The sequence below is a fragment of the Shigella dysenteriae genome (assembly GCF_022354085.1).
Classification (GTDB): Bacteria; Pseudomonadota; Gammaproteobacteria; order Enterobacterales; family Enterobacteriaceae; genus Escherichia; species Escherichia coli.
Genome location: NZ_CP055055.1, coordinates 3,307,628 through 3,332,477, shown reverse-complemented (window position 1 = coordinate 3,332,477; position 24,850 = coordinate 3,307,628). Strand labels below are relative to the sequence as shown.

General features: G+C 48.0%; 20 protein-coding genes. 12 read left to right on the top strand and 8 right to left on the bottom strand.

Translation table 11 applies throughout. The features are described from left to right. Positions 1-155 precede the first annotated feature (155 nt). The 5 genes from HUZ68_RS15930 to ptsP are packed head-to-tail and all read left to right on the top strand — an operon-like array spanning position 156 to position 6,408. Positions 156-482, top strand: a complete 327-nt coding sequence (locus HUZ68_RS15930; RefSeq protein WP_000038456.1) for a PTS fructose transporter subunit IIB — start codon at positions 156-158, stop codon at positions 480-482. Between the two features lie 21 nt (positions 483-503). After that, positions 504-1,751: a PTS fructose transporter subunit IIC gene (locus HUZ68_RS15925; protein WP_000985321.1), complete on the top strand. Its 1,248-nt coding sequence runs from the start codon at positions 504-506 to the stop codon at positions 1,749-1,751. A gap of 14 nt (positions 1,752-1,765) precedes the next feature. Beyond that, positions 1,766-2,851: an aminopeptidase gene (gene ypdF / locus HUZ68_RS15920; RefSeq protein WP_001613555.1), complete on the top strand. Its 1,086-nt coding sequence runs from the start codon at positions 1,766-1,768 to the stop codon at positions 2,849-2,851. Beyond that, positions 2,851-3,888 (top strand): aminopeptidase, encoded by a 1,038-nt coding sequence (gene ypdE, locus HUZ68_RS15915; RefSeq protein ID WP_001613554.1) that lies wholly within the window; start codon positions 2,851-2,853, stop codon positions 3,886-3,888. The genes ypdF and ypdE overlap by 1 nt, the downstream gene beginning before the upstream one ends. A 24-nt stretch (positions 3,889-3,912) precedes the next feature. Continuing rightward, a complete protein-coding gene (gene ptsP, locus HUZ68_RS15910; protein ID WP_000955910.1) occupies positions 3,913-6,408 on the top strand; it encodes a phosphoenolpyruvate--protein phosphotransferase in 2,496 nt (831 codons plus the stop codon). 2 nt (positions 6,409-6,410) lie between these two features. On the opposite strand, the gene HUZ68_RS15905 is transcribed toward ptsP, so the two are convergent. From HUZ68_RS15905 to ypdA, 3 genes are read right to left on the bottom strand one after another with little or no spacing between them, the layout of a single operon-like run. Next, a complete protein-coding gene (locus HUZ68_RS15905; protein ID WP_001613553.1) occupies positions 6,411-7,268 on the bottom strand; it encodes an AraC family transcriptional regulator in 858 nt (285 codons plus the stop codon). 12 nt (positions 7,269-7,280) lie between these two features. Continuing rightward, entirely contained in the window at positions 7,281-8,015 is a 735-nt protein-coding gene (gene ypdB, locus HUZ68_RS15900) for a two-component system response regulator YpdB (protein ID WP_001295458.1), read from the bottom strand. Between the two features lie 14 nt (positions 8,016-8,029). Continuing rightward, positions 8,030-9,727 (bottom strand): two-component system sensor histidine kinase YpdA, encoded by a 1,698-nt coding sequence (gene ypdA, locus HUZ68_RS15895; protein ID WP_000544359.1) that lies wholly within the window; start codon positions 9,725-9,727, stop codon positions 8,030-8,032. Between the two features lie 376 nt (positions 9,728-10,103). On the opposite strand from ypdA, the gene alaC reads away from it, so the two are divergent. After that, positions 10,104-11,342, top strand: a complete 1,239-nt coding sequence (gene alaC / locus HUZ68_RS15890; protein WP_000785931.1) for an alanine transaminase — start codon at positions 10,104-10,106, stop codon at positions 11,340-11,342. A 64-nt stretch (positions 11,343-11,406) separates the two neighbouring features. On the opposite strand, the gene ypdK is transcribed toward alaC, so the two are convergent. Continuing rightward, the gene (ypdK, locus tag HUZ68_RS15885) at positions 11,407-11,478 is read right to left on the bottom strand and encodes a membrane protein YpdK (protein ID WP_010723117.1); all 72 of its coding nucleotides are present in this window, start codon (positions 11,476-11,478) and stop codon (positions 11,407-11,409) included. Between the two features lie 355 nt (positions 11,479-11,833). Then, positions 11,834-12,754, bottom strand: coding sequence for a kdo(2)-lipid IV(A) palmitoleoyltransferase (gene lpxP, locus HUZ68_RS15880; RefSeq protein ID WP_089628295.1), 921 nt, complete (start codon positions 12,752-12,754; stop codon positions 11,834-11,836). A 352-nt stretch (positions 12,755-13,106) separates the two neighbouring features. Here lpxP and HUZ68_RS15875 point away from each other — a divergent pair, with 352 nt between their 5' ends. Next, positions 13,107-13,349, top strand: a complete 243-nt coding sequence (locus HUZ68_RS15875) for a YfdY family protein (protein WP_089628294.1) — start codon at positions 13,107-13,109, stop codon at positions 13,347-13,349. Between the two features lie 76 nt (positions 13,350-13,425). On the opposite strand, the gene ypdI is transcribed toward HUZ68_RS15875, so the two are convergent. Continuing rightward, positions 13,426-13,701: a colanic acid biosynthesis lipoprotein YpdI gene (gene ypdI, locus HUZ68_RS15870; RefSeq protein ID WP_000867637.1), complete on the bottom strand. Its 276-nt coding sequence runs from the start codon at positions 13,699-13,701 to the stop codon at positions 13,426-13,428. Between the two features lie 295 nt (positions 13,702-13,996). Here ypdI and HUZ68_RS15865 point away from each other — a divergent pair, with 295 nt between their 5' ends. From HUZ68_RS15865 to yfdE, 5 genes are all read left to right on the top strand, one after another. Next, the gene (locus tag HUZ68_RS15865; protein WP_239593925.1) at positions 13,997-14,632 is read left to right on the top strand and encodes a YfdX family protein; all 636 of its coding nucleotides are present in this window, start codon (positions 13,997-13,999) and stop codon (positions 14,630-14,632) included. Positions 14,633-15,144: 512 nt separating this feature from the next. Then, positions 15,145-16,395, top strand: coding sequence for a formyl-CoA transferase (gene frc, locus HUZ68_RS15860; RefSeq protein ID WP_000106759.1), 1,251 nt, complete (start codon positions 15,145-15,147; stop codon positions 16,393-16,395). 53 nt (positions 16,396-16,448) lie between these two features. Beyond that, positions 16,449-18,143, top strand: a complete 1,695-nt coding sequence (gene oxc / locus HUZ68_RS15855) for an oxalyl-CoA decarboxylase (protein WP_001283499.1) — start codon at positions 16,449-16,451, stop codon at positions 18,141-18,143. Between the two features lie 69 nt (positions 18,144-18,212). Further along, entirely contained in the window at positions 18,213-19,157 is a 945-nt protein-coding gene (gene yfdV / locus HUZ68_RS15850) for a transporter YfdV (protein WP_000955028.1), read from the top strand. A 73-nt stretch (positions 19,158-19,230) separates the two neighbouring features. Further along, positions 19,231-20,376 carry a CoA:oxalate CoA-transferase gene (gene yfdE / locus HUZ68_RS15845; protein ID WP_001433504.1) on the top strand — a complete coding sequence of 382 codons (1,146 nt, stop codon included), beginning with the start codon at positions 19,231-19,233 and terminating at the stop codon, positions 20,374-20,376. 55 nt (positions 20,377-20,431) lie between these two features. On the opposite strand, the gene evgS is transcribed toward yfdE, so the two are convergent. Together evgS and evgA are read right to left on the bottom strand one after the other, a co-directional pair. Next, a complete protein-coding gene (evgS, locus tag HUZ68_RS15840; RefSeq protein WP_089628293.1) occupies positions 20,432-24,025 on the bottom strand; it encodes an acid-sensing system histidine kinase EvgS in 3,594 nt (1,197 codons plus the stop codon). A gap of 4 nt (positions 24,026-24,029) precedes the next feature. Then, positions 24,030-24,644, bottom strand: coding sequence for an acid-sensing system DNA-binding response regulator EvgA (evgA, locus tag HUZ68_RS15835; protein ID WP_000991370.1), 615 nt, complete (start codon positions 24,642-24,644; stop codon positions 24,030-24,032). Between the last annotated feature and the right edge of the window lie 206 nt (positions 24,645-24,850).

The window sequence follows — 24,850 nt, the reverse complement described above, 5'->3', positions numbered from 1 at the left end:
ATTTTTCTTTGTGTCCCCTCACAAGGCCGACCTGCGTCACACTTCCGTACAGCGGGATTAATTCTCCAGTAAATGCATTATTTGTCTGGTAACGGCGATTTGTTTTGCACGTTCATAATTTCACTCGTCAACTATCACTGAATGAGGAATTAACGATGAGTAAGAAACTGATTGCCTTATGTGCCTGCCCGATGGGCCTGGCTCACACCTTTATGGCCGCTCAGGCGCTGGAAGAAGCAGCGGTAGAAGCCGGTTATGAAGTGAAAATTGAAACCCAGGGCGCGGACGGTATCCAGAATCGCCTGACGGCGCAGGATATCGCCGAAGCGACCATCATCATCCACTCCGTGGCAGTAACCCCGGAAGATAACGAACGTTTCGAATCACGCGATGTTTATGAAATCACTTTGCAGGACGCAATTAAAAACGCTGCGGGCATCATCAAAGAAATCGAAGAGATGATTGCCTCTGAACAACAGTAATATTCGACAGGGATAATTGTTATGGCCATTAAAAAACGCAGTGCAACCGTTGTGCCTGGCGCATCCGGTGCGGCAGCGGCAGTTAAGAATCCGCAGGCCTCTAAAAGCAGCTTCTGGGGTGAACTCCCGCAGCATGTGATGTCAGGGATTTCACGCATGGTGCCGACCTTAATTATGGGCGGTGTGATCCTCGCTTTCAGCCAGTTGATTGCTTATAGCTGGCTTAAAATTCCTGCTGATATCGGCATCATGGATGCTCTTAATAGCGGGAAATTCTCCGGTTTCGACCTCTCCTTACTGAAATTTGCCTGGTTGTCGCAGTCCTTCGGCGGCGTGTTGTTTGGTTTTGCCATTCCGATGTTTGCTGCTTTTGTGGCGAACTCTATCGGTGGCAAACTGGCGTTTCCGGCTGGTTTTATCGGCGGCTTGATGTCTACCCAGCCGACGCAACTGCTGAACTTCGATCCCAGCACTATGCAATGGGCGACCTCTTCGCCGGTGCCGTCCACCTTCATTGGTGCGCTGATTATTTCTATCGTCGCGGGTTACCTTGTGAAGTGGATGAACCAGAAAATCCAGTTACCGGATTTCCTGTTAGCGTTCAAAACCACATTTTTGCTCCCGATTCTTTCCGCCATTTTTGTCATGCTGGCGATGTACTACGTCATCACCCCCTTTGGTGGCTGGATCAACGGCGGTATCCGTACTGTGCTGACTGCCGCAGGTGAGAAGGGCGCGCTGATGTACGCAATGGGGATCGCCGCGGCGACAGCAATCGACCTTGGTGGCCCGATCAACAAAGCCGCAGGTTTTGTTGCCTTCAGCTTTACCACTGACCACGTATTACCGGTCACCGCTCGTTCTATCGCTATCGTTATTCCGCCGATTGGTCTGGGGCTGGCGACCATTATCGACCGTCGTTTAACCGGCAAACGCCTGTTCAACGCTCAACTTTATCCGCAGGGTAAGACCGCCATGTTCCTGGCGTTTATGGGGATCAGTGAGGGTGCGATTCCGTTTGCACTGGAAAGCCCCATCACCGCCATTCCGTCGTATATGGTCGGCGCGATTGTCGGCTCAACCGCCGCTGTCTGGCTGGGCGCAGTGCAATGGTTCCCGGAATCCGCTATCTGGGCATGGCCGCTGGTCACTAACCTCGGCGTCTACATGGCGGGGATCGCGCTGGGGGCAGTCATAACTGCGCTGATGGTGGTGTTCCTGCGTCTGATGATGTTCCGTAAAGGCAAATTGTTAATCGATAGCCTGTAAGAAGGAAAATCCAGATGACATTACTCGCTTCGCTGCGCGACTGGCTTAAGGCGCAACAACTGGATGCGGTGCTTCTCTCCTCACGGCAGAACAAACAGCCGCATCTGGGGATCTCCACCGGATCAGGCTATGTGCTGATTAGCCGTGAAAGTGCGCACATTCTGGTGGACTCGCGCTATTACGCGGATGTAGAAGCCCGCACTCAGGGCTACCAGTTACATTTGCTTGATGCGACGCACACGCTTGCAACCATCGTCAATAAAATCATTGCCGATGAGCATCTGCAAACGCTCGGTTTTGAAGGCCAGCAGGTGAGTTGGGAAACCGCGCACCGCTGGCAGTCTGAACTCAATGCGAAACTGGTTAGCGCCACGCCGGATGTGCTGCGGCAAATCAAAACGCCAGAGGAGGTGGAGAAAATCCGCCTTGCCTGTGGGATTGCCGATCGCGGTGCAGAGCATATTCGCCGCTTTATTCAGGCGGGGATGAGCGAGCGCGAGATAGCCGCTGAACTGGAGTGGTTTATGCGCCAGCAGGGCGCAGAAAAAGCCTCTTTTGACACCATTGTTGCCAGTGGCTGGCGTGGGGCGCTGCCGCACGGCAAAGCCAGCGACAAGATTGTTGCAGCGGGCGAGTTTGTCACTCTCGATTTCGGTGCGCTCTATCAGGGCTACTGCTCTGATATGACGCGCACCTTGCTGGTGAATGGCGAAGGGGTGAGCGCCGAATCTCATCCGCTGTTTAACGTCTATCAGATTGTTTTGCAGGCACAGCTCGCAGCAATCTCTGCAATTCGCCCCGGCGTGCGCTGCCAGCAGGTTGACGACGCCGCGCGTCGGGTGATTACCGAGGCAGGATTTGGCGACTATTTTGGTCACAACACCGGTCATGCTATTGGCATTGAAGTACACGAAGATCCGCGCTTTTCACCGCGGGATACCACGACGCTACAGCCAGGCATGTTACTGACCGTGGAGCCGGGGATTTATTTGCCAGGGCAAGGGGGCGTGCGCATCGAGGATGTTGTGCTGGTTACCCCGCAAGGCGCAGAAGTGCTCTACGCCATGCCGAAAACAGTGTTGCTCACGGGAGAGGCATAATGGATTTATCGCTATTGAAAGCGTTGAGCGAGGCAGATGCGATCGCCTCCTCGGAACAGGAAGTGCGGCAGATCCTGCTGGAAGAAGCGGATCGCCTGCAAAAAGAAGTGCGATTTGATGGGCTGGGATCGGTGCTGATCCGCCTCAATGAATCGACAGGTCCGAAAGTGATGATCTGTGCGCATATGGACGAAGTTGGATTTATGGTGCGCAGTATCTCCCGCGAAGGCGCAATTGATGTGCTGCCGGTTGGCAACGTGCGCATGGCTGCCCGCCAGCTGCAGCCGGTGCGCATCACCACCCGTGAAGAGTGCAAAATTCCAGGCCTGCTTGACGGCGACCGGCAGGGGAATGACGTCAGCGCCATGCGCGTGGATATTGGCGCGCGCTCGTATGACGAAGTGATGCAGGCGGGAATTCGTCCAGGCGATCGCGTCACGTTCGATACCACTTTTCAGGTTCTCCCCCACCAGCGAGTGATGGGGAAAGCCTTTGATGACCGCCTCGGTTGCTACCTGCTGGTGACGTTACTGCGCGAACTACACAGCGCTGAACTGCCTGCGGAAGTGTGGCTGGTGGCCAGTTCCAGCGAAGAGGTGGGGTTACGCGGCGGGCAAACTGCCACCCGCGCGGTGTCGCCGGACGTCGCCATTGTCCTTGATACCGCCTGCTGGGCGAAAAACTTTGATTATGGCGCGGCTAACCATCGCCAGATTGGTAACGGCCCGATGCTGGTGTTAAGCGACAAGTCACTGATTGCGCCGCCAAAACTCACCGCCTGGATCGAAACCGTGGCGGCAGAAATTGGCGTGCCGTTACAGGCGGATATGTTCAGTAACGGCGGCACGGACGGTGGAGCGGTGCACTTAACCGGTACTGGCGTACCCACAGTGGTGATGGGGCCTGCCACCCGCCACGGACATTGCGCCGCGTCGATTGCCGATTGCCGCGATATTTTGCAGATGGAGCAACTTTTATCTGCCCTTATTCAACGTCTTACGCGTGAGACGGTTGTTCAACTGACGGATTTCAGATGATCTCCTGATTAACCCGGAGCGGTTATGTTAACGATTCAATTTCTCTGTCCTTTGCCTAACGGTCTACATGCTCGTCCGGCGTGGGAACTTAAAGAACAGTGCAGCCAGTGGCAAAGCGAAATCACTTTTATTAACCATCGCCAGAACGCAAAGGCCGATGCCAAAAGCTCGCTGGCGCTGATTGGCACCGGCACCCTATTTAATGACAGTTGCAGCCTGAATATTAGCGGCAGCGATGAAGAGCAGGCGCGGCGCGTGCTGGAAGAGTACATCCAGGTGCGCTTTATCGACAGCGACAGCGTTCAGCCTACGCAGGCAGAACTGACGGCGCATCCGCTGCCGCGTTCATTAAGCCGCCTTAACCCGGATTTACTGTACGGCAATGTGCTGGCAAGCGGCGTCGGCGTGGGTACGCTGACCCTGTTACAAAGCGACAGCCTCGACAGTTATCGGGCAATCCCCGCCAGTGCGCAAGATTCCACCCGGCTGGAGCACAGCCTGGCAACGCTTGCCGAGCAACTGAACCAGCAATTGCGTGAGCGTGACGGCGAAAGCAAAACTATCCTCAGCGCCCATTTGTCGCTGATTCAGGATGATGAATTTGCAGGCAATATCCGTCGCCTGATGACAGAACAGCATCAGGGGCTGGGGGCGGCGATCATCAGCAATATGGAGCAGGTTTGCGCCAAACTTTCTGCTTCTGCCAGCGATTATCTGCGCGAACGTGTTAGCGATATTCGCGATATTAGCGAACAGTTGCTGCATATTACCTGGCCGGAACTGAAGCCGCGCAACAATCTGGTGCTGGAAAAACCGACTATTCTGGTGGCCGAGGATTTAACCCCAAGCCAGTTTTTAAGCCTGGATTTAAAAAATCTTGCGGGCATGATTCTGGAGAAAACCGGGCGCACCTCGCATACCCTGATTCTGGCCCGCGCCTCGGCGATCCCGGTACTGAGCGGCCTGCCGCTGGATGCGATTGCCCGTTATGCCGGGCAACCTGCAGTGCTTGACGCCCAGTGCGGCGTGCTGGCGATTAACCCGAATGACGCGGTGAGCGGTTATTATCAGGTCGCGCAGACGCTGGCGGATAAACGCCAAAAACAACAGGCGCAGGCTGCCGCGCAGCTGGCTTATTCCCGTGATAACAAGCGTATTGATATCGCGGCGAATATTGGCACCGCTCTGGAAGCGCCTGGCGCGTTTGCCAACGGCGCGGAAGGCGTCGGGCTGTTCCGTACCGAAATGCTGTATATGGATCGCGACAGCGCGCCGGACGAGCAGGAGCAATTTGAAGCCTACCAGCAAGTGCTACTGGCAGCGGGCGACAAGCCGATTATCTTCCGCACAATGGACATCGGAGGCGATAAAAGCATTCCTTATCTGAATATTCCCCAGGAAGAGAACCCGTTCCTCGGCTATCGCGCGGTACGTATTTACCCGGAATTTGCTGGCCTGTTCCGCACTCAACTGCGGGCCATTTTGCGCGCCGCCAGTTTCGGCAACGCCCAGTTGATGATCCCGATGGTCCACAGCCTCGATCAGATCTTATGGGTGAAGGGCGAGATCCAAAAAGCGATCGTTGAGCTTAAGCGCGATGGCCTGCGTCATGCAGAGACGATTACGCTGGGTATCATGGTGGAAGTGCCGTCGGTGTGCTACATCATCGATCACTTCTGCGATGAGGTCGATTTCTTCAGTATCGGCTCCAACGATATGACCCAGTATCTGTATGCGGTCGATCGTAATAACCCGCGCGTATCGCCGCTATATAACCCGATTACGCCATCGTTCCTGCGCATGTTGCAGCAAATAGTTACCACTGCGCATCAGCGGGGCAAATGGGTAGGCATTTGCGGTGAACTGGGCGGTGAAAGCCGTTATCTGCCGCTACTGCTTGGGCTGGGCCTGGATGAGCTGAGTATGAGTAGCCCGCGCATTCCGGCGGTGAAAAGCCAGCTTCGTCAACTGGATAGCGAGGCGTGTCGGGAACTGGCACGTCAGGCGTGTGAATGTCGCAGCGCGCAGGAAATTGAAGCGTTACTCACCGCCTTTACGCCGGAAGAAGACGTTCGCCCGCTGCTGGCGCTGGAGAATATCTTCGTTGATCAGGCCTTTAGCAATAAAGAGCAGGCGATCCAGTTCCTGTGCGGTAACCTCGGCGTTAACGGGCGCACTGAACATCCGTTCGAGCTGGAAGAGGATGTCTGGCAGCGGGAAGAGATTGTCACCACTGGCGTTGGTTTTGGCGTGGCGATCCCGCACACCAAATCTCAGTGGATCCGTCATTCCAGTATCAGCATTGCCCGGCTGGCGAAACCGGTTGACTGGCAGTCAGAAATGGGCGAAGTCGAACTGGTGATCATGCTGACGCTGGGTGCTAACGAAGGGATGAATCATGTGAAAGTCTTCTCGCAGCTGGCGCGTAAACTGGTGAATAAAAACTTCCGCCAGTCGTTGTTTGCCGCGCAAGATGCACAAAGTATCCTGACGCTGCTGGAAACAGAATTAACCTTCTGACGTTAGCCCTGAAAACGGGCGCTGTACTCTCCCGGCGTCAGACCAAACTGACGCCGGAAAACGCGACAAAAATAGTCGCTATCCGGAAAACCGCAACGCTGTGCCACTTCATGAATTGACAGATGATATTTCTGCAAAATCATCCTCGCCTTCGCCATTCGCACCCAACGCACATACTCGATAAAACGCATCGTTCCATGCTGAGCAAACAGTTTTGACAGATGATTGGGCGTGATATTAAAAAACTGCGCCACGCTCTCGCGGGTGAGCGGCTGGGCATAATTATCCTGAACCCAGTTACAAATGCTGTGATAGAGAAAATCGCCGCGCGGCTGCGAATTGCCCGGCGGCATATTCACCACGTTACGGCAAAGATGCAGCAAACTTAACACCAGCGGCTGAATGATATTTTGCTCCAGCGGCGAACGGCTAAGATGGGTGAGGGCGGTAAGCATCGCTTCACCTTCACCGCGTTGCAGGCTGGGAAGCTGGATCTGGCGAGCAGGATGCAACAACGACGTGGTGCGGCTATCGTAAAACGATAACCCAAGCCAGGTCGGAGCGAACACCAGGCTTAACAGCATCACCGGTTTGTTGTTGATCGGTAAATTAGCCGCGCGCGCCGGAATAAACAGCATTTCTCCTTCCACCAAACGTTGCTGCTTTGCTTCCAGCAGATTGCCGTATTCGCCGCGCAGCACGATATCCAGACGGGGAAAATCAATACATAAACTGCCCACCGGCAACGAGGCAGGCTGGCTGGCAAACCAGACGCGCCCCAGTAGTTGCGGGTTAAGCACCAGGCCGCTGAACAGATCGGCGAAAAATTGTTGATCGGCGGGCAAGCCTGGTGCTTTCATGAAAGTTCCCGATTAAAGATGCATTAACTGGCGAAATTCTTTTACTTTGCTGCGGCTGACTGGCACTTCAAAATCCAGATCTTTCAGCCGCAGAATATAGGTGTTATTAAACCACGGTTCGATTTCGCGGATTTTGTTCAGATTGACACAAAATGAGCGATGGCAGCGGAAAAAATGCGACGGCGGCAGTTTGCTGCAAAATTCGGTAATGTTCATCGGCATTACGTAGGATTCACGCCGCGTATAGACAAAGGTCATTTTCTCGTGCGCTTCGGCGTAATAGATATCGTTAATTGGCGTGACGATTATTCGCTCATCTTTCACCAGATTAATGGTGTCATTCTCACGCGTTACCGTCGCGGCAGGCGTGCTGCTGGTCTGCTGTTGTTGCCAGGCCGCTTCCAGTTTTTGCAGCATCCCGGTAATGCGTGACTCCTGATACGGTTTTAGAATGTAGTCAAACGCCTCCAGTTCAAACGCTTCTACCGCATGTTCTTTCCACGCGGTGATGAACACAATAAACGGTTTATGGGCGAACTGGCTGATGTTTTGCGCCAGCAACACACCATCCAGCGACGGAATATTGATATCCAGAAAAATGGCGTCGACGCGGTTATGCTGCAAAAACTTCAACACGTCCAGACCGTCGTCAAAGGTGCCGACAATCTCCATCTGGCTGTGCTCTTTAATTAGCCAGCTCAGTTCCTGTTGTGCCAGGAATTCGTCTTCAACAATGATGACTTTCACAATATCACTCCGGCTCAAAGCAATAACGTAGCCTGTGAGGCGACTGGGGTGCGTTGGTTAGGAATGTAAAACGCAATTTCCGTTCCTGGTTCCAGGCGGCGGATATGCAGCCCCTCGCCATACAATAACTTCACGCGATGATGAACATTCAGCAGGCCAATTTTATTGCCCGGCATTTCATTCGCTTCGACCCGCTCAATCACCTTTGGATCGATGCCGTGCCCGGTATCCCGCACCGCAATGCGTACCCGATTGCCGCACTCTGCAACGCTGATGGTGACAACGCCTTTACCTTTGCAAGGCTGGATACCGTGGACAATGGCATTCTCCACCAACGGCTGGATCAGCAGGCTGGGAATGCAGCAATTCACCTCTTCATCAATATCATAGATAACCGTGAGCTTGTCGCCAAAGCGGGCCTGCTCAATGGCAATATAGTCTTTAATTTGATACAGCTCTTTTTTGATATCGATTTGCTCATCGTCTTTTAATTCAATGTTATAGCGCAGATAACGCGACAGATTAAAGATCAGCTGGCGAGCAGTATCCGGATTCAGACGGATTGACGATGAAATAGCGTTCAAAGCGTTAAACAGGAAATGGGGATTAATTTTGCTTTGCAGGGCGCGAAGCTCTGCCTTATTTGCCATTTCACGTAGCTGCTCGGCGCGTGAAACCTCCAGTTGCGTGGAGATGATTTGCGACAGACCAACCGCCATTTCCTGTAATGACGAGGTTATCTGATGTGCGTGGCAGTAGTAAATTTTCAGCGTTCCGGTCACAACGCCTTTCTCCCAAAGCGGGATCACCAGCATCGAGTGGATTTCCGGCGTACGGTGGGCTTCATCATTGTTTTTAATGATGATTTTTCCGTAATTCATCGCCTGACGGGTCGTCGGGCTAATGAAGTCATCGCCATTCTGATAGTTATGCTCACCCACGCCAACATAGGCCAGCACATGATCGGTATTGGTAATCGCCACCGCATCGGCGTGAATGTCATCGCGGATAATTTCGCAGACCTTGCGTAATGACTCGCTATTGACATGGCGAAACAGCGGTAGCGTTTTGTTGGCGATATCCAGCGCCAGCTTGGCCTGCCGCGCGGCGCTGGCCTCTTTTTCGCCCTCAACGCTTTGCACCAGAAGCACAATAAAGCCGATACAGACGCTACCGAGGATCATTGGAATGCCGATTTTAGAGACGATATCGATCCCCAACGCGGTAGTTGGTGCCCAGACAATTACCAGAATCATGGTCAACGTCTCACACAACATGCCGCCGAGAATACCGACGCGCCAGCGCTGTGCTTTGGGGATTTTCAGGTTGATCCAGCCCGATATACAACCCGCCAGAATGCTGGTGATAAAGCAGGGGATCGCCGTCACGCCGCCGATATCAATTAAATACCGGTGAATACCCGCAATCACGCCGGTAATGATGCCTACCCACGGGCCAAACAGAATCCCGCCGGACATCACCGCGATAATACGTACGTTCACCAGCGAGCCTTCTACGGGAACGCCGGACCAGGTGCTGAACAGGGCGAACAGCGAGAAAATGGCGGTAACGGCGAGCAATTCTTTTGGGGAGTGCGCCGACTTGTGCAACAGTTCGCGAAACAGGCGGATACGGATAAGAAAGAACAGGCAGATAAGCATTAACGCTGCCCGATCGAAGACCGCCAGCAGCATGTTGAATATTTCGTGCACGGGTGACTCTGAATAAGGATTAAACCTCTATGATAGGTAACCTGAAGGCTGATGACCAGCAGGCCGTTTTTGAGGAAAAACCATAAATTTAAAAGGGGATTGAAAGATAAATGGTGTATTAGCAATGTATCTCTTGATAATGCGCTTCTGGATGGTAAATTTATTGAAATTATAATGTTAATAAAATTGGTGGTAATTTTCTTGTTAGCGTAGAAAAATTTCCTGTTTTTGAAGTTGAGTTCCTCATTTAAAGCCATTGATAAAAATGTTCTAAAACGCTGGACAGACAGAAATTAATCAGGCTATTTTCAAAACAGCCACCATTGTGGCAGCGTCGCTCGGACGGTCCGGGCGCTAACGTTAATCTGAGGAAATTATGGCTGACACTCGCCCTGAACGTCGCTTTACGCGCATTGATCGTCTCCCGCCCTATGTTTTTAACATTACCGCTGAACTGAAAATGGCTGCGCGTCGGCGCGGCGAAGATATTATCGATTTCAGTATGGGTAACCCGGACGGTGCGACTCCGCCGCATATCGTCGAAAAATTATGTACTGTGGCCCAGCGCCCGGACACGCATGGTTACTCCACTTCACGCGGTATTCCGCGGCTACGTCGCGCCATTTCCCGCTGGTATCAGGATCGCTACGACGTTGAAATCGACCCGGAATCAGAAGCCATCGTCACTATTGGTTCGAAAGAGGGCCTGGCGCATCTGATGCTGGCGACACTGGATCACGGTGACACAGTGCTGGTGCCGAATCCAAGTTACCCCATTCATATTTACGGCGCGGTGATTGCCGGGGCTCAGGTACGCTCAGTGCCGCTGGTGGAAGGTGTCGATTTCTTCAACGAACTGGAGCGCGCCATTCGTGAAAGTTATCCGAAACCGAAGATGATGATCCTCGGCTTCCCGTCGAACCCAACCGCGCAATGCGTGGAACTGGAGTTCTTCGAAAAGGTTGTGGCGCTGGCGAAACGCTACGATGTGCTGGTGGTCCACGACCTGGCCTATGCTGACATCGTCTACGATGGCTGGAAAGCGCCGTCAATCATGCAGGTGCCGGGCGCACGTGACGTAGCGGTCGAGTTCTTTACCCTGTCGAAAAGCTACAACATGGCGGGCTGGCGTATCGGCTTTATGGTCGGCAACAAAACACTGGTCAGCGCATTAGCACGCATCAAAAGTTATCACGATTACGGCACCTTTACGCCGTTGCAGGTGGCGGCGATTGCGGCACTCGAGGGCGATCAACAGTGCGTGCGCGACATTGCCGAACAGTACAAACGCCGCCGTGATGTACTGGTTAAAGGGCTGCATGAAGCGGGCTGGATGGTCGAAATGCCGAAGGCTTCGATGTATGTCTGGGCGAAAATCCCTGAACCGTATGCGGCAATGGGGTCGCTGGAATTTGCCAAGAAGCTGCTTAACGAAGCGAAGGTCTGTGTCTCTCCGGGGATTGGCTTTGGCGACTATGGTGATACGCATGTGCGCTTTGCACTGATTGAAAACCGCGACCGTATTCGTCAGGCGATTCGTGGGATTAAAGCGATGTTCCGTGCCGACGGTTTACTACCCGCCAGCAGCAAACATATTCACGAAAACGCGGAATAAACACCGACCTCAGAAATGCAAACAGGAGCCTGATGGCTCCTGTTTTTCATTGCACAGTTTGCTTTTAGATCATCAGGGCAAAAGTACCGGCCCAAACGATGACCATAAAAGAAATGCCCATAAAGAAATATTTCACTTTACATCTCTCCGCGTAATTGCTGTTACGCCTGAATGACTTCATTACACCTGATACAGTGAGTTGACACCGGGCAAAACGACCTTAAAAGTCCTGTATTTTACCGTGGGCATCACCCCAGAATTCTGAGCTAAACTGCTCGAGACGGCGCTAATGTACGCCTAAAACTGAAACGAGACAAGAGGCATTTTCTTATTTACTTTTAGTAACTTACAGGTGTCTCATATCGGCGACAGTTTAATTTCTGGCGGTAATAATTAGATATTCAGCGAAGGAAAAAACCTTAAGAAAAAAGCCATAAAAACCATGAGGTTATTATGGCTTATGTGAGGAGGTAAAGAGTCAGAGCAGTTTGTTAAATGTATAACGACGATTCTCCCACCGGGCGCGTTTTAAAGCGACGGTGGATCCAGAGGTACTGCTCCGGTGCGCGCATGATCTCTTTCTCGATAATCTTGTTCATATAGGCAGCGGCTTGATTTTCATCTGTCGGGTAGCCTTCCATCTCTGAGGTGATGAACAAACGATATCCGCTGTAATCCGCTTTTCTTACCATCGTTACGGTCAACATGGCTGCGCCAGAGAGACGGGAGAGAACATAGGTGCCATTGGTTGTGGCGACATTTTCTACCGCAAAGAACGGCGCGAAGGAGCTGCCTTTACGACCATAATCCTGATCGGGAGCAAACCATACCGCTTCACCTTTCTTCAGTGCACTGACAATGCCGCGCAGATTATTTCTGCCGATCATCGCTTTGTTAGAGCGCATGCGACCACGGGTCTGCACCCATTCCATCAGCTGATTATTATGTGGACGATAGGTAGCCATCATTGGCTGACAAAGTCCCATCACGCGGCCGCCCAGTTCCAGCGACATAAAATGGACGCCGACAACCATTACGCCGCGATTTTGCATTTGTGCGCGTTTAAGGTTATCCAGCCCTTCAACATCAAACCATTTACGTACGCGACTGTCGGGCCAGAACCACGCCATGCCGGTTTCTACCAGCGCCATGCCGAGTGAACGAAAGTTTTCGGCAATCATCTTCTCGCGTTCTTCCGCAGAATGCTGCGGGAAGCAAAGTTCCAGGTTTTTACGGGCGATAGATTCACGCCGTTTCAGGAATGGTCGCGCCATTGCGCCAATACGCGTGCCGAGAAAGCAGAGAACAGGATAAGGAAGCTGTACCCAAAGCCAGAGTACACCAAGCCCAAACCATGTGAGCCAGTAGCGAGGATGTAGAAACTCGCGGGAAAATTTGCATTGTGGAAACATAGTTACCTTCTGTAGATACGAATTGTTGTATCGCAGAAGATTCCATGTCGACAGCGGTACACTCAATTGGTTGGGCCATCATGTACGACAATGGTTCCTGTAAAGAGTGTAAAGACTAGTCAGGACATAACCACGAGGAGCATGAATGCGGTGGCTCTACTTTATCACTGGCTGACTGCTTTCAGCTACTGATTATTAATCGTGCAAAGTAAAAAATTTTCCGCATGCAATAGTGTTGCATTTAACATGCTGTTTTCATTGATGCTTAGCAAAAATTGCCAGAGGTTAAGGATTGTCTTACTATTAAAGTGACTGAAGTTACAGGTTTTTTAGCGCGGCAGGAGGTTGAGCTATGATTTATTTATGGATGTTTCTCGCCCTGTGTATTGTCTCCGTAAGCGGCTACATCGGTCAGGTACTGAACGTGGTATCGGCGGTCTCTTCTTTCTTCGGCATGGTGATCCTCGCTGCACTCATTTATTACTTCACCATGTGGTTAACAGGCGGTAATGAACTGGTGACGGGGATATTTATGTTTCTTGCCCCGGCTTGTGGCTTGATGATTCGCTTTATGGTGGGGTATGGCAGGCGATAGTGGGTCAGGATGGCTCATTTGGGCAGGTGTTCACATCAGCATCAGACATGATTGTTCACCTGCCATGTGACAGACGCTATCGCACAGGATGAATAAGATAATTCGCCTTTGTCGGATAAGTAGGCGTGATTTCTTCTGTGAGGTTTAATGGTGGCGCATCTTCTCTCATCTTAAACAAAATCGCCTGTGATGGCTGAAGTTTTGTAGAGTGTGTGGTTGTCATCGCTGATGTTTTTTCAGTCTCTTTATAGCTCCTCTCACTTACACCACCAGAAATGGAAAATGCAAAAACATTGCATGCCATAATAGAGACCAATAAAAATAAGCTGAAAAGTATTAAGTTTACTTTCATAGAAAGTTATCCTGAAAATGGTTCACTGAGAACCTACGATGTTATGGCTGTATTTACATATAATTAATCAATATTTACATCGATATAATAAATGACATCTCTTTGTGGTACATAAGAATAGTTCTCTGTGACAGGAAGCATATTCCTACAATTGTAAGACTAAAATACTTCTTGCGATAATAACTACAACTGTAAGATAACCCTTTCAAAATGACCGTTGCTCTCTGATTTCTCATTTCATGCTCACCCAATATGATGGCGGCGTTTTCTAAAACTGTTAAAGAATGAGGAAAGTATGAAACGTTTAATTATGGCCACGATGGTCACAGCAATTCTGGCATCTTCAACTGTATGGGCTGCTGATAATGCTCCGGTAGAGGCACAACAGCAAACTCAGCAAGTTCAGCAAACCCAGAAAACGGCAGCGGCAGCAGAGCGTATCTCTGAACAAGGTTTATATGCGATGCGTGACGTGCAGGTAGCGCGTCTGGCTCTGTTTCATGGCGATCCGGAAAAGGCAAAAGAACTGACCAATGAAGCTTCAGCTTTGTTGTCAGATGACAGTACCGAATGGGCAAAGTTCGCTAAGCCAGGTAAAAAGACCAATCTCAATGATGACCAATATATTGTCATTAATGCATCTGTCGGAATTTCTGAGAGTTATGTAGCAACTCCCGAAAAAGAAGCCGCGATAAAAATTGCCAATGAAAAAATGGCGAAAGGGGATAAAAAGGGCGCAATGGAAGAACTTCGCCTGGCCGGTGTTGGCGTAATGGAAAACCAATATCTGATGCCGCTTAAACAGACTCGTAATGCACTTGCTGATGCGCAGAAACTGCTTGATAAAAAGCAATACTACGAGGCAAACCTGGCGCTTAAAGGTGCGGAAGATGGAATCATCGTCGACAGCGAAGCACTGTTTGTGAACTAATGCTGACAGGCAGTATATTGAGGTAAAGGATTTAACTCCCTCCAGCCGACAATTTTTTATGACCACAATACGACAGGTTGTGGTCATAAAATTATTTGGCGCTCGCGGTTCTATAAACACGCATTTTATCTTCCTCAAAGTAAATCCCAATAATCCCGTGTCATCACAAATCATTTATTATGTTATGTTTTATGGTACGCTTTAAAAAGCGTAATCATACCCTTACTTGTAAATCACCGGCGCTTCTTACAGTTGTAAGAATAACATCACAAATGTCGCGACTCTCTCTGATTACCACGAATCAATATTTATCATATTCTTCTTTTCGTCCTCACTACTTACCATGCAGAAAGGAATTGGAAGTGGCGATGAAATGATTTTCAGCACTTGATACAGGATTTTAAAAATATCGAGTGCAGCTACGACGATATTTTGCGGGTTATTTATAGAAGATATTACTCCTTAAATAAACGCTAAATTAACACATATTTAATTAACTAATAGGTATTGCTATGTCAACTCCACTTCAAGGAATTAAAGTTCTCGATTTCACCGGTGTGCAATCTGGCCCATCTTGTACTCAAATGCTGGCCTGGTTTGGCGCTGACGTTATTAAAATTGAACGTCCCGGCGTTGGTGACGTAACGCGTCACCAGCTGCGAGATATTCCTGATATCGATGCGCTTTACTTCACCATGCTTAACAGTAACAAACGTTCTATTGAGTTAAATACCAAAACAGCGGAAGGCAAAGAGGTAATGGAAAAGCTGATCCGCGAAGCTGATATCTTAGTCGAGAACTTTCATCCAGGGGCCATTGATCACATGGGCTTCACCTGGGAGCATATTCAAGAAATCAATCCACGTCTGATTTTTGGTTCGATCAAAGGGTTTGATGAGTGTTCGCCTTATGTGAATGTAAAAGCCTATGAAAACGTTGCTCAGGCAGCGGGTGGCGCGGCATCCACTACGGGTTTTTGGGATGGTCCGCCGCTGGTAAGCGCTGCAGCGTTGGGTGACAGCAACACCGGAATGCATTTGCTGATCGGTTTACTTGCTGCTTTGCTGCATCGCGAAAAAACGGGGCGTGGGCAACGAGTCACCATGTCAATGCAGGATGCCGTATTGAACCTTTGCCGCGTGAAATTACGTGACCAGCAGCGTCTCGATAAATTGGGTTATCTGGAAGAATACCCGCAGTATCCGAATGGTACATTTGGTGATGCAGTTCCCCGCGGTGGTAATGCAGGTGGTGGCGGTCAGCCTGGCTGGATCCTGAAATGTAAAGGCTGGGAAACCGATCCTAACGCCTATATTTATTTCACTATTCAGGAGCAAAACTGGGAAAACACCTGTAAAGCCATCGGCAAACCAGAATGGATTACCGATCCGGCATACAGTACAGCCCATGCACGACAGCCACATATTTTCGATATTTTTGCTGAAATCGAAAAATACACTGTCACTATTGATAAACATGAAGCGGTGGCCTATTTGACTCAGTTTGATATTCCTTGTGCACCGGTTTTAAGTATGAAAGAAATTTCACTTGATCCCTCTTTGCGCCAAAGTGGCAGTGTTGTTGAAGTGGAACAACCGTTGCGTGGAAAATATCTGACCGTTGGTTGTCCAATGAAATTCTCTGCCTTTACGCCGGATATTAAAGCTGCGCCGCTATTAGGTGAACATACCGCTGCTGTATTGCAGGAGCTGGGTTATAGCGACGATGAAATTGCTGCAATGAAGCAAAACCACGCCATCTGATATTAACGGGGGCTTCTGGCTCCCAATTTATAAAAATTTCGAGGTTATTAATCATGTCAGATCAACTTCAAATGACAGATGGTATGCATATCATCGTTGAAGCATTAAAACAGAATAATATTGACACTATTTATGGTGTTGTAGGTATTCCTGTGACGGATATGGCACGCCATGCCCAGGCGGAAGGCATTCGTTATATTGGTTTTCGTCATGAGCAGTCGGCAGGCTATGCCGCTGCGGCAAGCGGTTTTCTTACCCAAAAACCGGGGATCTGCCTGACAGTTTCTGCGCCAGGATTCCTCAATGGTTTGACCGCATTGGCCAACGCAACGGTAAATGGTTTTCCGATGATCATGATTAGCGGCTCCAGCGACCGCGCGATCGTCGACCTACAGCAAGGTGATTATGAAGAGCTGGACCAAATGAATGCGGCAAAACCGTATGCCAAAGCAGCATTTCGCGTTAATCAGCCGCAGGATCTTGGCATTGCATTGGCACGCGCTATCCGGGTCTCTGTATCGGGTCGCCCTGGCGGAGTTTATCTTGATTTGCCAGCAAATGTCCTGGCCGCGACGATGGAAAAAGACGAAGCGTTAACCACGATTGTTAAAGTTGAAAATCCGTCGCCAGCATTATTGCCATGCCCGAAGTCAGTCACTAGCGCAATTTCGCTTTTAGCAAAAGCTGAACGGCCATTAATTATCCTTGGCAAAGGCGCGGCGTATTCACAAGCTGATGAACAGCTTCGTGAATTTATTGAAAGTACTCAGATTCCATTCCTGCCAATGTCTATGGCGAAAGGGATCCTTGAAGATACGCATCCACTTTCTGCGGCAGCTGCGCGTTCGTTTGCCCTGGCAAATGCTGACGTTGTCATGCTTGTTGGTGCACGACTGAATTGGTTATTGGCACACGGTAAAAAAGGATGGGCGGCAGATACACAGTTTATTCAACTGGATATTGAACCGCAGGAAATTGACAGCAACCGCCCCATTGCTGTGCCAGTCGTTGGTGATATTGCATCCAGTATGCAAGGTATGCTGGCAGAACTGAAACAAAACACATTTACGACTCCACTGGTATGGCGCGATATTTTAAATATCCACAAGCAGCAAAATGCACAAAAAATGCATGAAAAATTAAGTACAGATACTCAACCATTAAATTACTTTAATGCATTAAGTGCTGTGCGCGACGTATTGCGCGAGAACCAGGATATTTATTTAGTTAATGAAGGTGCAAATACCCTGGATAATGCACGAAATATTATTGATATGTATAAACCACGTCGTCGTCTGGATTGTGGTACCTGGGGTGTCATGGGCATCGGTATGGGCTATGCCATCGGTGCTAGCGTGACTTCTGGTTCTCCGGTTGTCGCCATTGAAGGTGATAGTGCTTTTGGTTTCAGTGGGATGGAAATTGAAACGATTTGTCGATATAACCTGCCGGTGACGATCGTTATTTTTAATAATGGCGGCATCTACAGAGGAGACGGTGTTGATCTCAGTGGCGCTGGTGCACCATCACCAACGGATCTGTTGCACCATGCAAGGTATGACAAATTAATGGATGCGTTTCGTGGCGTTGGCTATAACGTCACCACGACAGATGAACTTCGTCATGCTTTAACCACCGGTATTCAGTCGCGCAAACCGACCATTATTAATGTGGTCATCGACCCTGCAGCAGGAACTGAAAGTGGCCATATTACCAAACTTAACCCAAAACAAGTCGCTGGTAATTAAATACTGACATCGTCTCCTCTTGCCAACTCATTATGCGATGGTGAGGGGACCCTTATCGGAAATACTATTATGCTAACATTTTTTATTGGCGATTTATTGCCTATTATCGTAATCATGCTGTTGGGTTATTTTAGCGGCAGACGAGAAACTTTTTCAGAAGATCAAGCCCGCGCATTTAATAAACTGGTATTAAACTACGCTCTTCCTGCGGCTCTATTTGTTTCTATTACCCGGGCAAACAGGGAAATGATTTTTGCGGACACTCGTCTGACCCTTGTATCACTTGTGGTTATTGTCGGATGTTTCTTTTTCTCCTGGTTTGGTTGCTACAAATTTTTTAAACGTACCCATGCAGAAGCAGCTGTATGTGCATTAATTGCGGGTTCACCTACCATTGGATTCCTGGGGTTTGCAGTTCTCGATCCTATTTATGGTGATTCCGTATCAACAGGTTTAGTGGTAGCAATTATTTCTATTATTGTTAACGCAATTACTATTCCTATTGGTCTGTATTTGCTGAATCCTTCCTCAGGAGCGGATGGTAAGAAGAATAGTAATCTGAGCGCATTAATTTCTGCGGCAAAGGAGCCAGTAGTATGGGCACCTGTTCTGGCAACGATCCTGGTGTTGGTTGGGGTAAAAATTCCGGCAGCATGGGACCCAACCTTTAATCTGATTGCGAAGGCTAACTCAGGGGTAGCGGTATTCGCTGCGGGGTTGACTCTGGCTGCACATAAATTCGAGTTCAGTGCCGAAATTGCTTATAACACCTTCCTGAAGCTGATTCTGATGCCACTGGCACTGCTTCTCGTTGGTATGGCATGTCATTTGAACAGCGAACATCTGCAGATGATGGTACTGGCAGGCGCATTACCGCCGGCATTCTCCGGAATCATTATTGCCAGCCGGTTTAATGTCTACACCCGTACTGGTACAGCGTCATTGGCTGTGAGCGTACTGGGTTTTGTCGTCACGGCTCCCTTGTGGATTTATGTCAGTCGACTGGTTTCATAATTAATCATGTTATTGATTTTACATAAATGCCGAAGTGTCTTTTCACCTTCGGCTTTTTTCAAGGCATAAGCAAATGACAAATAATGAAAGCAAAGGGCCGTTTGAAGGCTTATTAGTTATCGATATGACACATGTCCTTAATGGACCTTTCGGAACTCAACTTCTTTGTAATATGGGCGCACGGGTAATTAAAGTTGAGCCGCCGGGCCATGGTGATGATACCCGCACATTTGGTCCCTATGTGGATGGACAGTCACTCTATTACAGTTTTATTAATCATGGCAAAGAGAGTGTGGTTCTTGATTTAAAGAATGATCACGATAAAAGTATATTTATAAATATGCTTAAACAAGCTGATGTATTAGCTGAGAATTTTCGCCCAGGTACAATGGAAAAACTAGGGTTTTCATGGGAAAGGTTACAAGAAATCAACCCGCGCCTCATATATGCTTCATCGTCAGGTTTCGGACATACCGGTCCGCTAAAAGATGCTCCTGCCTACGATACCATCATTCAGGCAATGAGCGGGATAATGATGGAAACAGGGTACCCTGATGCTCCGCCAGTGCGTGTTGGTACCTCTCTTGCGGATCTATGCGGCGGTGTCTATTTATTCAGCGGAATAGTGAGTGCACTTTATGGCCGCGAAAAGAGCCAGAGAGGGGCGCATGTCGATATAGCGATGTTTGATGCCACGCTGAGTTTTCTGGAGCATGGTCTGATGGCATATATTGCGACAGGGAAGTCACCACAACGCCTGGGAAATCGCCATCCCTACATGGCACCTTTTGATGTTTTCGATACTCAGGATAAGCCGATTACGATTTGTTGTGGTAATGACAAGCTTTTTTCTGCGTTATGCCAGGCACTGGAGCTTACGGAACTGGTTAATGATCCCAGATTTAGCAGCAATATTTTACGTGTACAAAACCAGGCTATTCTTAAACAATATATTGAGCGGACGTTAAAAACGCAGGCAGCTGAAGTTTGGTTAGCCAAAATACATGAAGTTGGTGTGCCCGTCGCGCCGTTATTAAGTGTGGCTGAGGCCATTAATTTGCCACAAACTCAGGCGAGAAATATGTTGATTGAAGCCGGGGGAATAATGATGCCGGGTAATCCGATAAAAATCAGCGGCTGCGCGGACCCGCATGTTATGCCGGGAGCGGCAACGCTCGACCAGCATGGGGAGCAAATTCGCCAGGAGTTCTCATCATAAATGTAAGATGTGCTGGTAAATAGCTCCCACATTTGAACATTGTGGGAGCCGCTATTTAGTCATTTTGCTGACAGAAAACAGCAATCTCCTGGTCCAGCTCTGCAATGTGTTCTTTTACAGAGTTCAGCAGCTGAAGAATTTCAGGCTTACTGTCATCTGAAACAGGTGTTATTTCTAACTGATGGCTAATATTAATCAACTTTTGCAAATTCAGGATGTTAGCCGCACCGTGGATGCGATGAATACACTGATGGAAAGTTCTATTATCGCCAGCTTCTAGTGCATGAAACGCAGCGGGTAAATCTTTATGCGTTTCATGCTGGAAAGTCATGAGAATCTCCTGCATCAGTTGTAGATCGTTCGCCGTATTATTTTTCAGGGCCTCGATATCAAGGTGGCGATACTGAGGTACAATATGCGCAACCTGGTGTAACTGACTTAAATGTGTTTTCAGTACATCCAGGGTCAACGGTTTGAACAAACATAAGTTCATGCCGCAATTTAACCCTTTTTCACGTTCGTTAGCCTGTGCGTTGGCTGTAAGCCCCCAGATGGGTAAGGACGAATTTTGCTCACGGAGTTTGCGAGTCAACTCAAAACCATCCATATTCGGCATATTAACGTCAGTAATAAGCAGATCATAATGTTGCATACTGACTTTGTGTAGCGCTTGCACACCATCAGTGGCTTCGTCAACATCATATCCTAATAGATTTAGCTGGCGTTTGAGTAATAGCCTGTTGGTCGGATGATCATCCGCGATTAATATGCTCAACTTTTCAGGTAGTGTGATAGGTTGTTCTGCTTTTGCCTCGACAGCCGCCACTTGTTGGGTAATTTCTACCGGGATTGTGATCGTAAATGTTGTTCCTATGCCTGGATGACTTTCTAATGACAAATCGCCCTGCATGTTTTTAATTAATTCTTTGCAGATCATTAAGCCTAAGCCAGAACCTGTTTGCTGGCGACCTGCACTTGTTTGGCTATAGCGTTTAAACAGTTGTTGTTGTTCTTCCTGTGATAATCCACTTCCAGAATCCATAATCGTCATTTTGATAACAGCGTGGTTGTCATCAATGTGACCCAGGGAGGTCGTAATTTTTACTGCCCCCTCGGTGGTAAATTTGAGAGCATTACTCAGTAAATTTGATAAGACCTGCTTAAACGCCTGAGGGTCGATCTTAACCAGGTAATGTTCAGGAAACGTACTGCTGCAACTTAATGCGATCGATTTGCTTGCAGCAATCGCACCGAAAGAGTGACAAGTGTTCTGGACTAAAGTAGGAATATCGACCCATTGTGGTTGAAGTTGATAGTTACCCGATTCAATTTTGTCGACATCAAGGATTTCACCAATTAAGCCGAGGAGTGATTGTCCGGTGGCGTAGGCAAGTGAAATCGCCTCCACCCGTTGTTCCTTGCTAAGACCAGAACCCGACAGAAGTTCCAGGAAGCCCATAATAGAGCTTATTGGTGTTCTTATTTCGTGACTCATCGTTGCCAGAAACTGACTTTTTGCTACGGTAGCCTTTATCGCTTTATTTTTTTCTACCTCGAGTGCATTAATTAGATCACGCGTTTCAGTAATATCTTGCCAACCACAAATATATACTGCATTGTCACTTGCAGGAAGATTGCATAATGTATGCCAGTGATTAATGCATCTTTTCTCGATGCCATTATCAATTTCAAATACCTGTGTGTATATTGTTCGGTTTTCTTTCGTCTCTGCTGTGACTTCATGCGTATTAGAAAAAACATCTTTAAAGGGTGATTCACTGTTTTCTAATGGCAACATTGCATTTTTGTAGTAATCAGCAGTGAAATAATGTTCAAATGCACTATTGTGACTAATGACATTACCTTGCCAGTTTACAACATAAGTTGGATTCGGTAAGGAGTCCGAGAGCGCTTTCCGGAATGATATTTGGTTTTCTAAATCACCCTGAATGACTTTACGACGACGAACTGAGCGTAACAGGTAGAATCCCCATAAAAGGCTACTGCCAACTAATAAAACGGATAATGTCGTAACAATATAAAATTGCTCGCTATAGAGGTCCCATGTGTCAATGGTCACATTGGGCATTTTAATCCATTTTTCCGTCAGGCGCAGAACTTCGCTTGGGGGGATTGCATTCAGTGCTTTATTAATAATATCCTTAAGTTCCGGTTCTCCGCGAGGAAAAGCGAACGAAAGCGATGCATTCGGAACGCCGGGAATAAGAAAATGATAAAGTTCATTAGGATAGTAATGGTCGATCATGTAACGCGAATTTAGCTGTGTCGCGACCAGAGCATCAAGTTCACCTTCCTTGACCTTGTGAAATGCAGCGCTGGCGTTATCGACTTTTATCCACTCTACCTCCGGATACATCTCTTTTAATTGCGAATGCAGCTCATAATAATATGGAATGGCAACTTTCATTCCTTTTTTTAATGTTTGTTCACTGTCAGGCGCTTTTTGCATGACAAAAACGTAAGGCGTTGTTATGAAGGCTTCAGCAAATAAAACATTATTTTCTCTATCTTCACTATAAATAGCACCGGGTAATATATCCCATCCGCCGGGATTCAGCTGTGTTCCGGCATGGATATTGTGTGAAACGGTGATCGGAGAAAAATTTAAACCTGTTTGCAAGGTAATAATATTAAGAATGTCCCCCATAACGCCCCGAACCGAGCCATTTTCATCCGTCATAGAATAGGGGGGCGAGTAAGGATTTTCCAGCACCTTTAAATCGGGATGCTGCTTAATCCACTGTTTTTCATGTTCAGTGAGTTCTAATGGCTTGTTCAGAAAGGCTAGGTTTCCTGTATCAAGCCAATTTTGTGATACTTCATAGCGAACTTCATTTGTTAAAGCATCAACAAATCGATTGAGTACTTCATTAAGAATGACAGATTCTTTTCTGGTTAAGAAGAAGTTATATTGACGCGGTGAGTTATAATATTTCACTACATTTAAGGAGTGAGTGAAATAGCGGGAAATCATACTGCTGGTAATGATGTTACTACCAATAAAGTAATCATTCTGTCCGGCTGAGACGGATGCTAATGCCTGATATAAATTTGTAAAAGAGATAATTGTTGCTTTTGGAAATGATTGATGAATTATCTCGTCAGGGGGATAATTTGCTACTCGAGCAATATTTACTGGTTTTGATGAGGTAAGCGGTCGCATTGAATCGTGAAGGGTGGTGACCAGCGCCGGAAAGGTAATTATCAGTGGTTTGGTTGCAGCAATGTCATCATTAAGAGGCGGCGAAGCAACTAAATGTGATAACACTATATCGACTTCACCTTCTTCCAGCGCGTCCATTGCTTTTTGATGATCGGCGTATTCCCGGAGTGTTAATTTGATATTTAACGCTCTTTTTAAAAGATTTAAATAATCAGCATTAATACCACGAACCCGTTGCTGCGAATCGGTATGCAACAACGTAGCCGTTTGGGACTTATGTACTGCAATCACAAGATTTTTTTTGCTCGCTAACCAACGTAATTCCTTGTTGCTCAGACGTAGTGGATCAAGTGTGACACGGTTGTTACTACTGATGCCACGATATTCGATGTAATCTTCGTCTGCGAAACTTATGGTCGACCAAAGACCACAACAGAGAAGAAAAATATAGGGTAAAAACTTCATGTGGTTAGCCGATTTTGTTACGTTGTGCGAATGTGTAAAGATCCATCAGTGATTTACATTCTAATTTTTCCATCAGGCGACTTTTATAAGTGCTGACAGTTTTGTTGCTGATGAACATTTTTTCAGCAATGTCATTATTATCCTTGCCATCAAGAATATAGCGCATGACACTAATTTCTTGTTTCGATAAGGAGTCGAGTTTTTGCTGGTCGGACGTTAAACTTCCAACAAACCGGTTGAGAGAGAAGGGGAAATAGCAGTAGCCATTTTTTGCAGCTTCAATAGCCGCAATGATATTGTTCATGCCTTCTTTTTTACTCACGAAACCATTAGCGCCAGCATCAGCACAATGTTTCCCGTAAAAATGGTCATTTTTAGCGGAAACGATAATAATAATTCCGCTATATTGACGCTTTCTCAGCGTTTCTAACACCTGGATACCGTTAACTCCGGGGATATCGACATCAATGATGACGATATCAGGCTTAAGTGTTTCCACCCGCTGAACGGCACTTCCGCCTTCAGTCAACTCTGCTAAGATTTCAATATCGTTTTTGATCAATAAATTACGAATTGCTGCGATAGCAAGAGGATGGTCATCAATAATTATTGCGTTCATAGATTATTCCCTTTGCAATGAAGCATCTCCCTTCTCCCTGTAGTAATACAGACATAAGGCATCATCTCATTTTCTCAATAAAAATAAGAAAATTTGAGCTTCCTTTAAGATAATTCGACAAGTATACCATATAAATAGTCGGCATATATGAAATGTCAACAATAAAATCAGGGATTGTACCGATGATTTATAGTTTCACATTAGCA

What these genes read in the sequence shown, in the direction of transcription:
- HUZ68_RS15905 (WP_001613553.1), bottom strand. Translation starts at nt 7,268, where the DNA reads ATGAAAGCACCAGGCTTGCCCGCCGATCAACAATTTTTCGCCGATCTG.
- yfdV (WP_000955028.1), top strand. Translation starts at nt 18,213, where the DNA reads ATGCTAACATTTTTTATTGGCGATTTATTGCCTATTATCGTAATCATG.
- yfdE (WP_001433504.1), top strand. Translation starts at nt 19,231, where the DNA reads ATGACAAATAATGAAAGCAAAGGGCCGTTTGAAGGCTTATTAGTTATC.
- evgA (WP_000991370.1), bottom strand. Translation starts at nt 24,644, where the DNA reads ATGAACGCAATAATTATTGATGACCATCCTCTTGCTATCGCAGCAATT.
- ypdE (WP_001613554.1), top strand. Translation starts at nt 2,851, where the DNA reads ATGGATTTATCGCTATTGAAAGCGTTGAGCGAGGCAGATGCGATCGCC.
- frc (WP_000106759.1), top strand. Translation starts at nt 15,145, where the DNA reads ATGTCAACTCCACTTCAAGGAATTAAAGTTCTCGATTTCACCGGTGTG.
- HUZ68_RS15875 (WP_089628294.1), top strand. Translation starts at nt 13,107, where the DNA reads ATGATTTATTTATGGATGTTTCTCGCCCTGTGTATTGTCTCCGTAAGC.
- HUZ68_RS15930 (WP_000038456.1), top strand. Translation starts at nt 156, where the DNA reads ATGAGTAAGAAACTGATTGCCTTATGTGCCTGCCCGATGGGCCTGGCT.
- ypdF (WP_001613555.1), top strand. Translation starts at nt 1,766, where the DNA reads ATGACATTACTCGCTTCGCTGCGCGACTGGCTTAAGGCGCAACAACTG.
- HUZ68_RS15865 (WP_239593925.1), top strand. Translation starts at nt 13,997, where the DNA reads ATGAAACGTTTAATTATGGCCACGATGGTCACAGCAATTCTGGCATCT.
- alaC (WP_000785931.1), top strand. Translation starts at nt 10,104, where the DNA reads ATGGCTGACACTCGCCCTGAACGTCGCTTTACGCGCATTGATCGTCTC.
- HUZ68_RS15925 (WP_000985321.1), top strand. Translation starts at nt 504, where the DNA reads ATGGCCATTAAAAAACGCAGTGCAACCGTTGTGCCTGGCGCATCCGGT.
- ptsP (WP_000955910.1), top strand. Translation starts at nt 3,913, where the DNA reads ATGTTAACGATTCAATTTCTCTGTCCTTTGCCTAACGGTCTACATGCT.
- evgS (WP_089628293.1), bottom strand. Translation starts at nt 24,025, where the DNA reads ATGAAGTTTTTACCCTATATTTTTCTTCTCTGTTGTGGTCTTTGGTCG.
- oxc (WP_001283499.1), top strand. Translation starts at nt 16,449, where the DNA reads ATGTCAGATCAACTTCAAATGACAGATGGTATGCATATCATCGTTGAA.
- lpxP (WP_089628295.1), bottom strand. Translation starts at nt 12,754, where the DNA reads ATGTTTCCACAATGCAAATTTTCCCGCGAGTTTCTACATCCTCGCTAC.
- ypdI (WP_000867637.1), bottom strand. Translation starts at nt 13,701, where the DNA reads ATGAAAGTAAACTTAATACTTTTCAGCTTATTTTTATTGGTCTCTATT.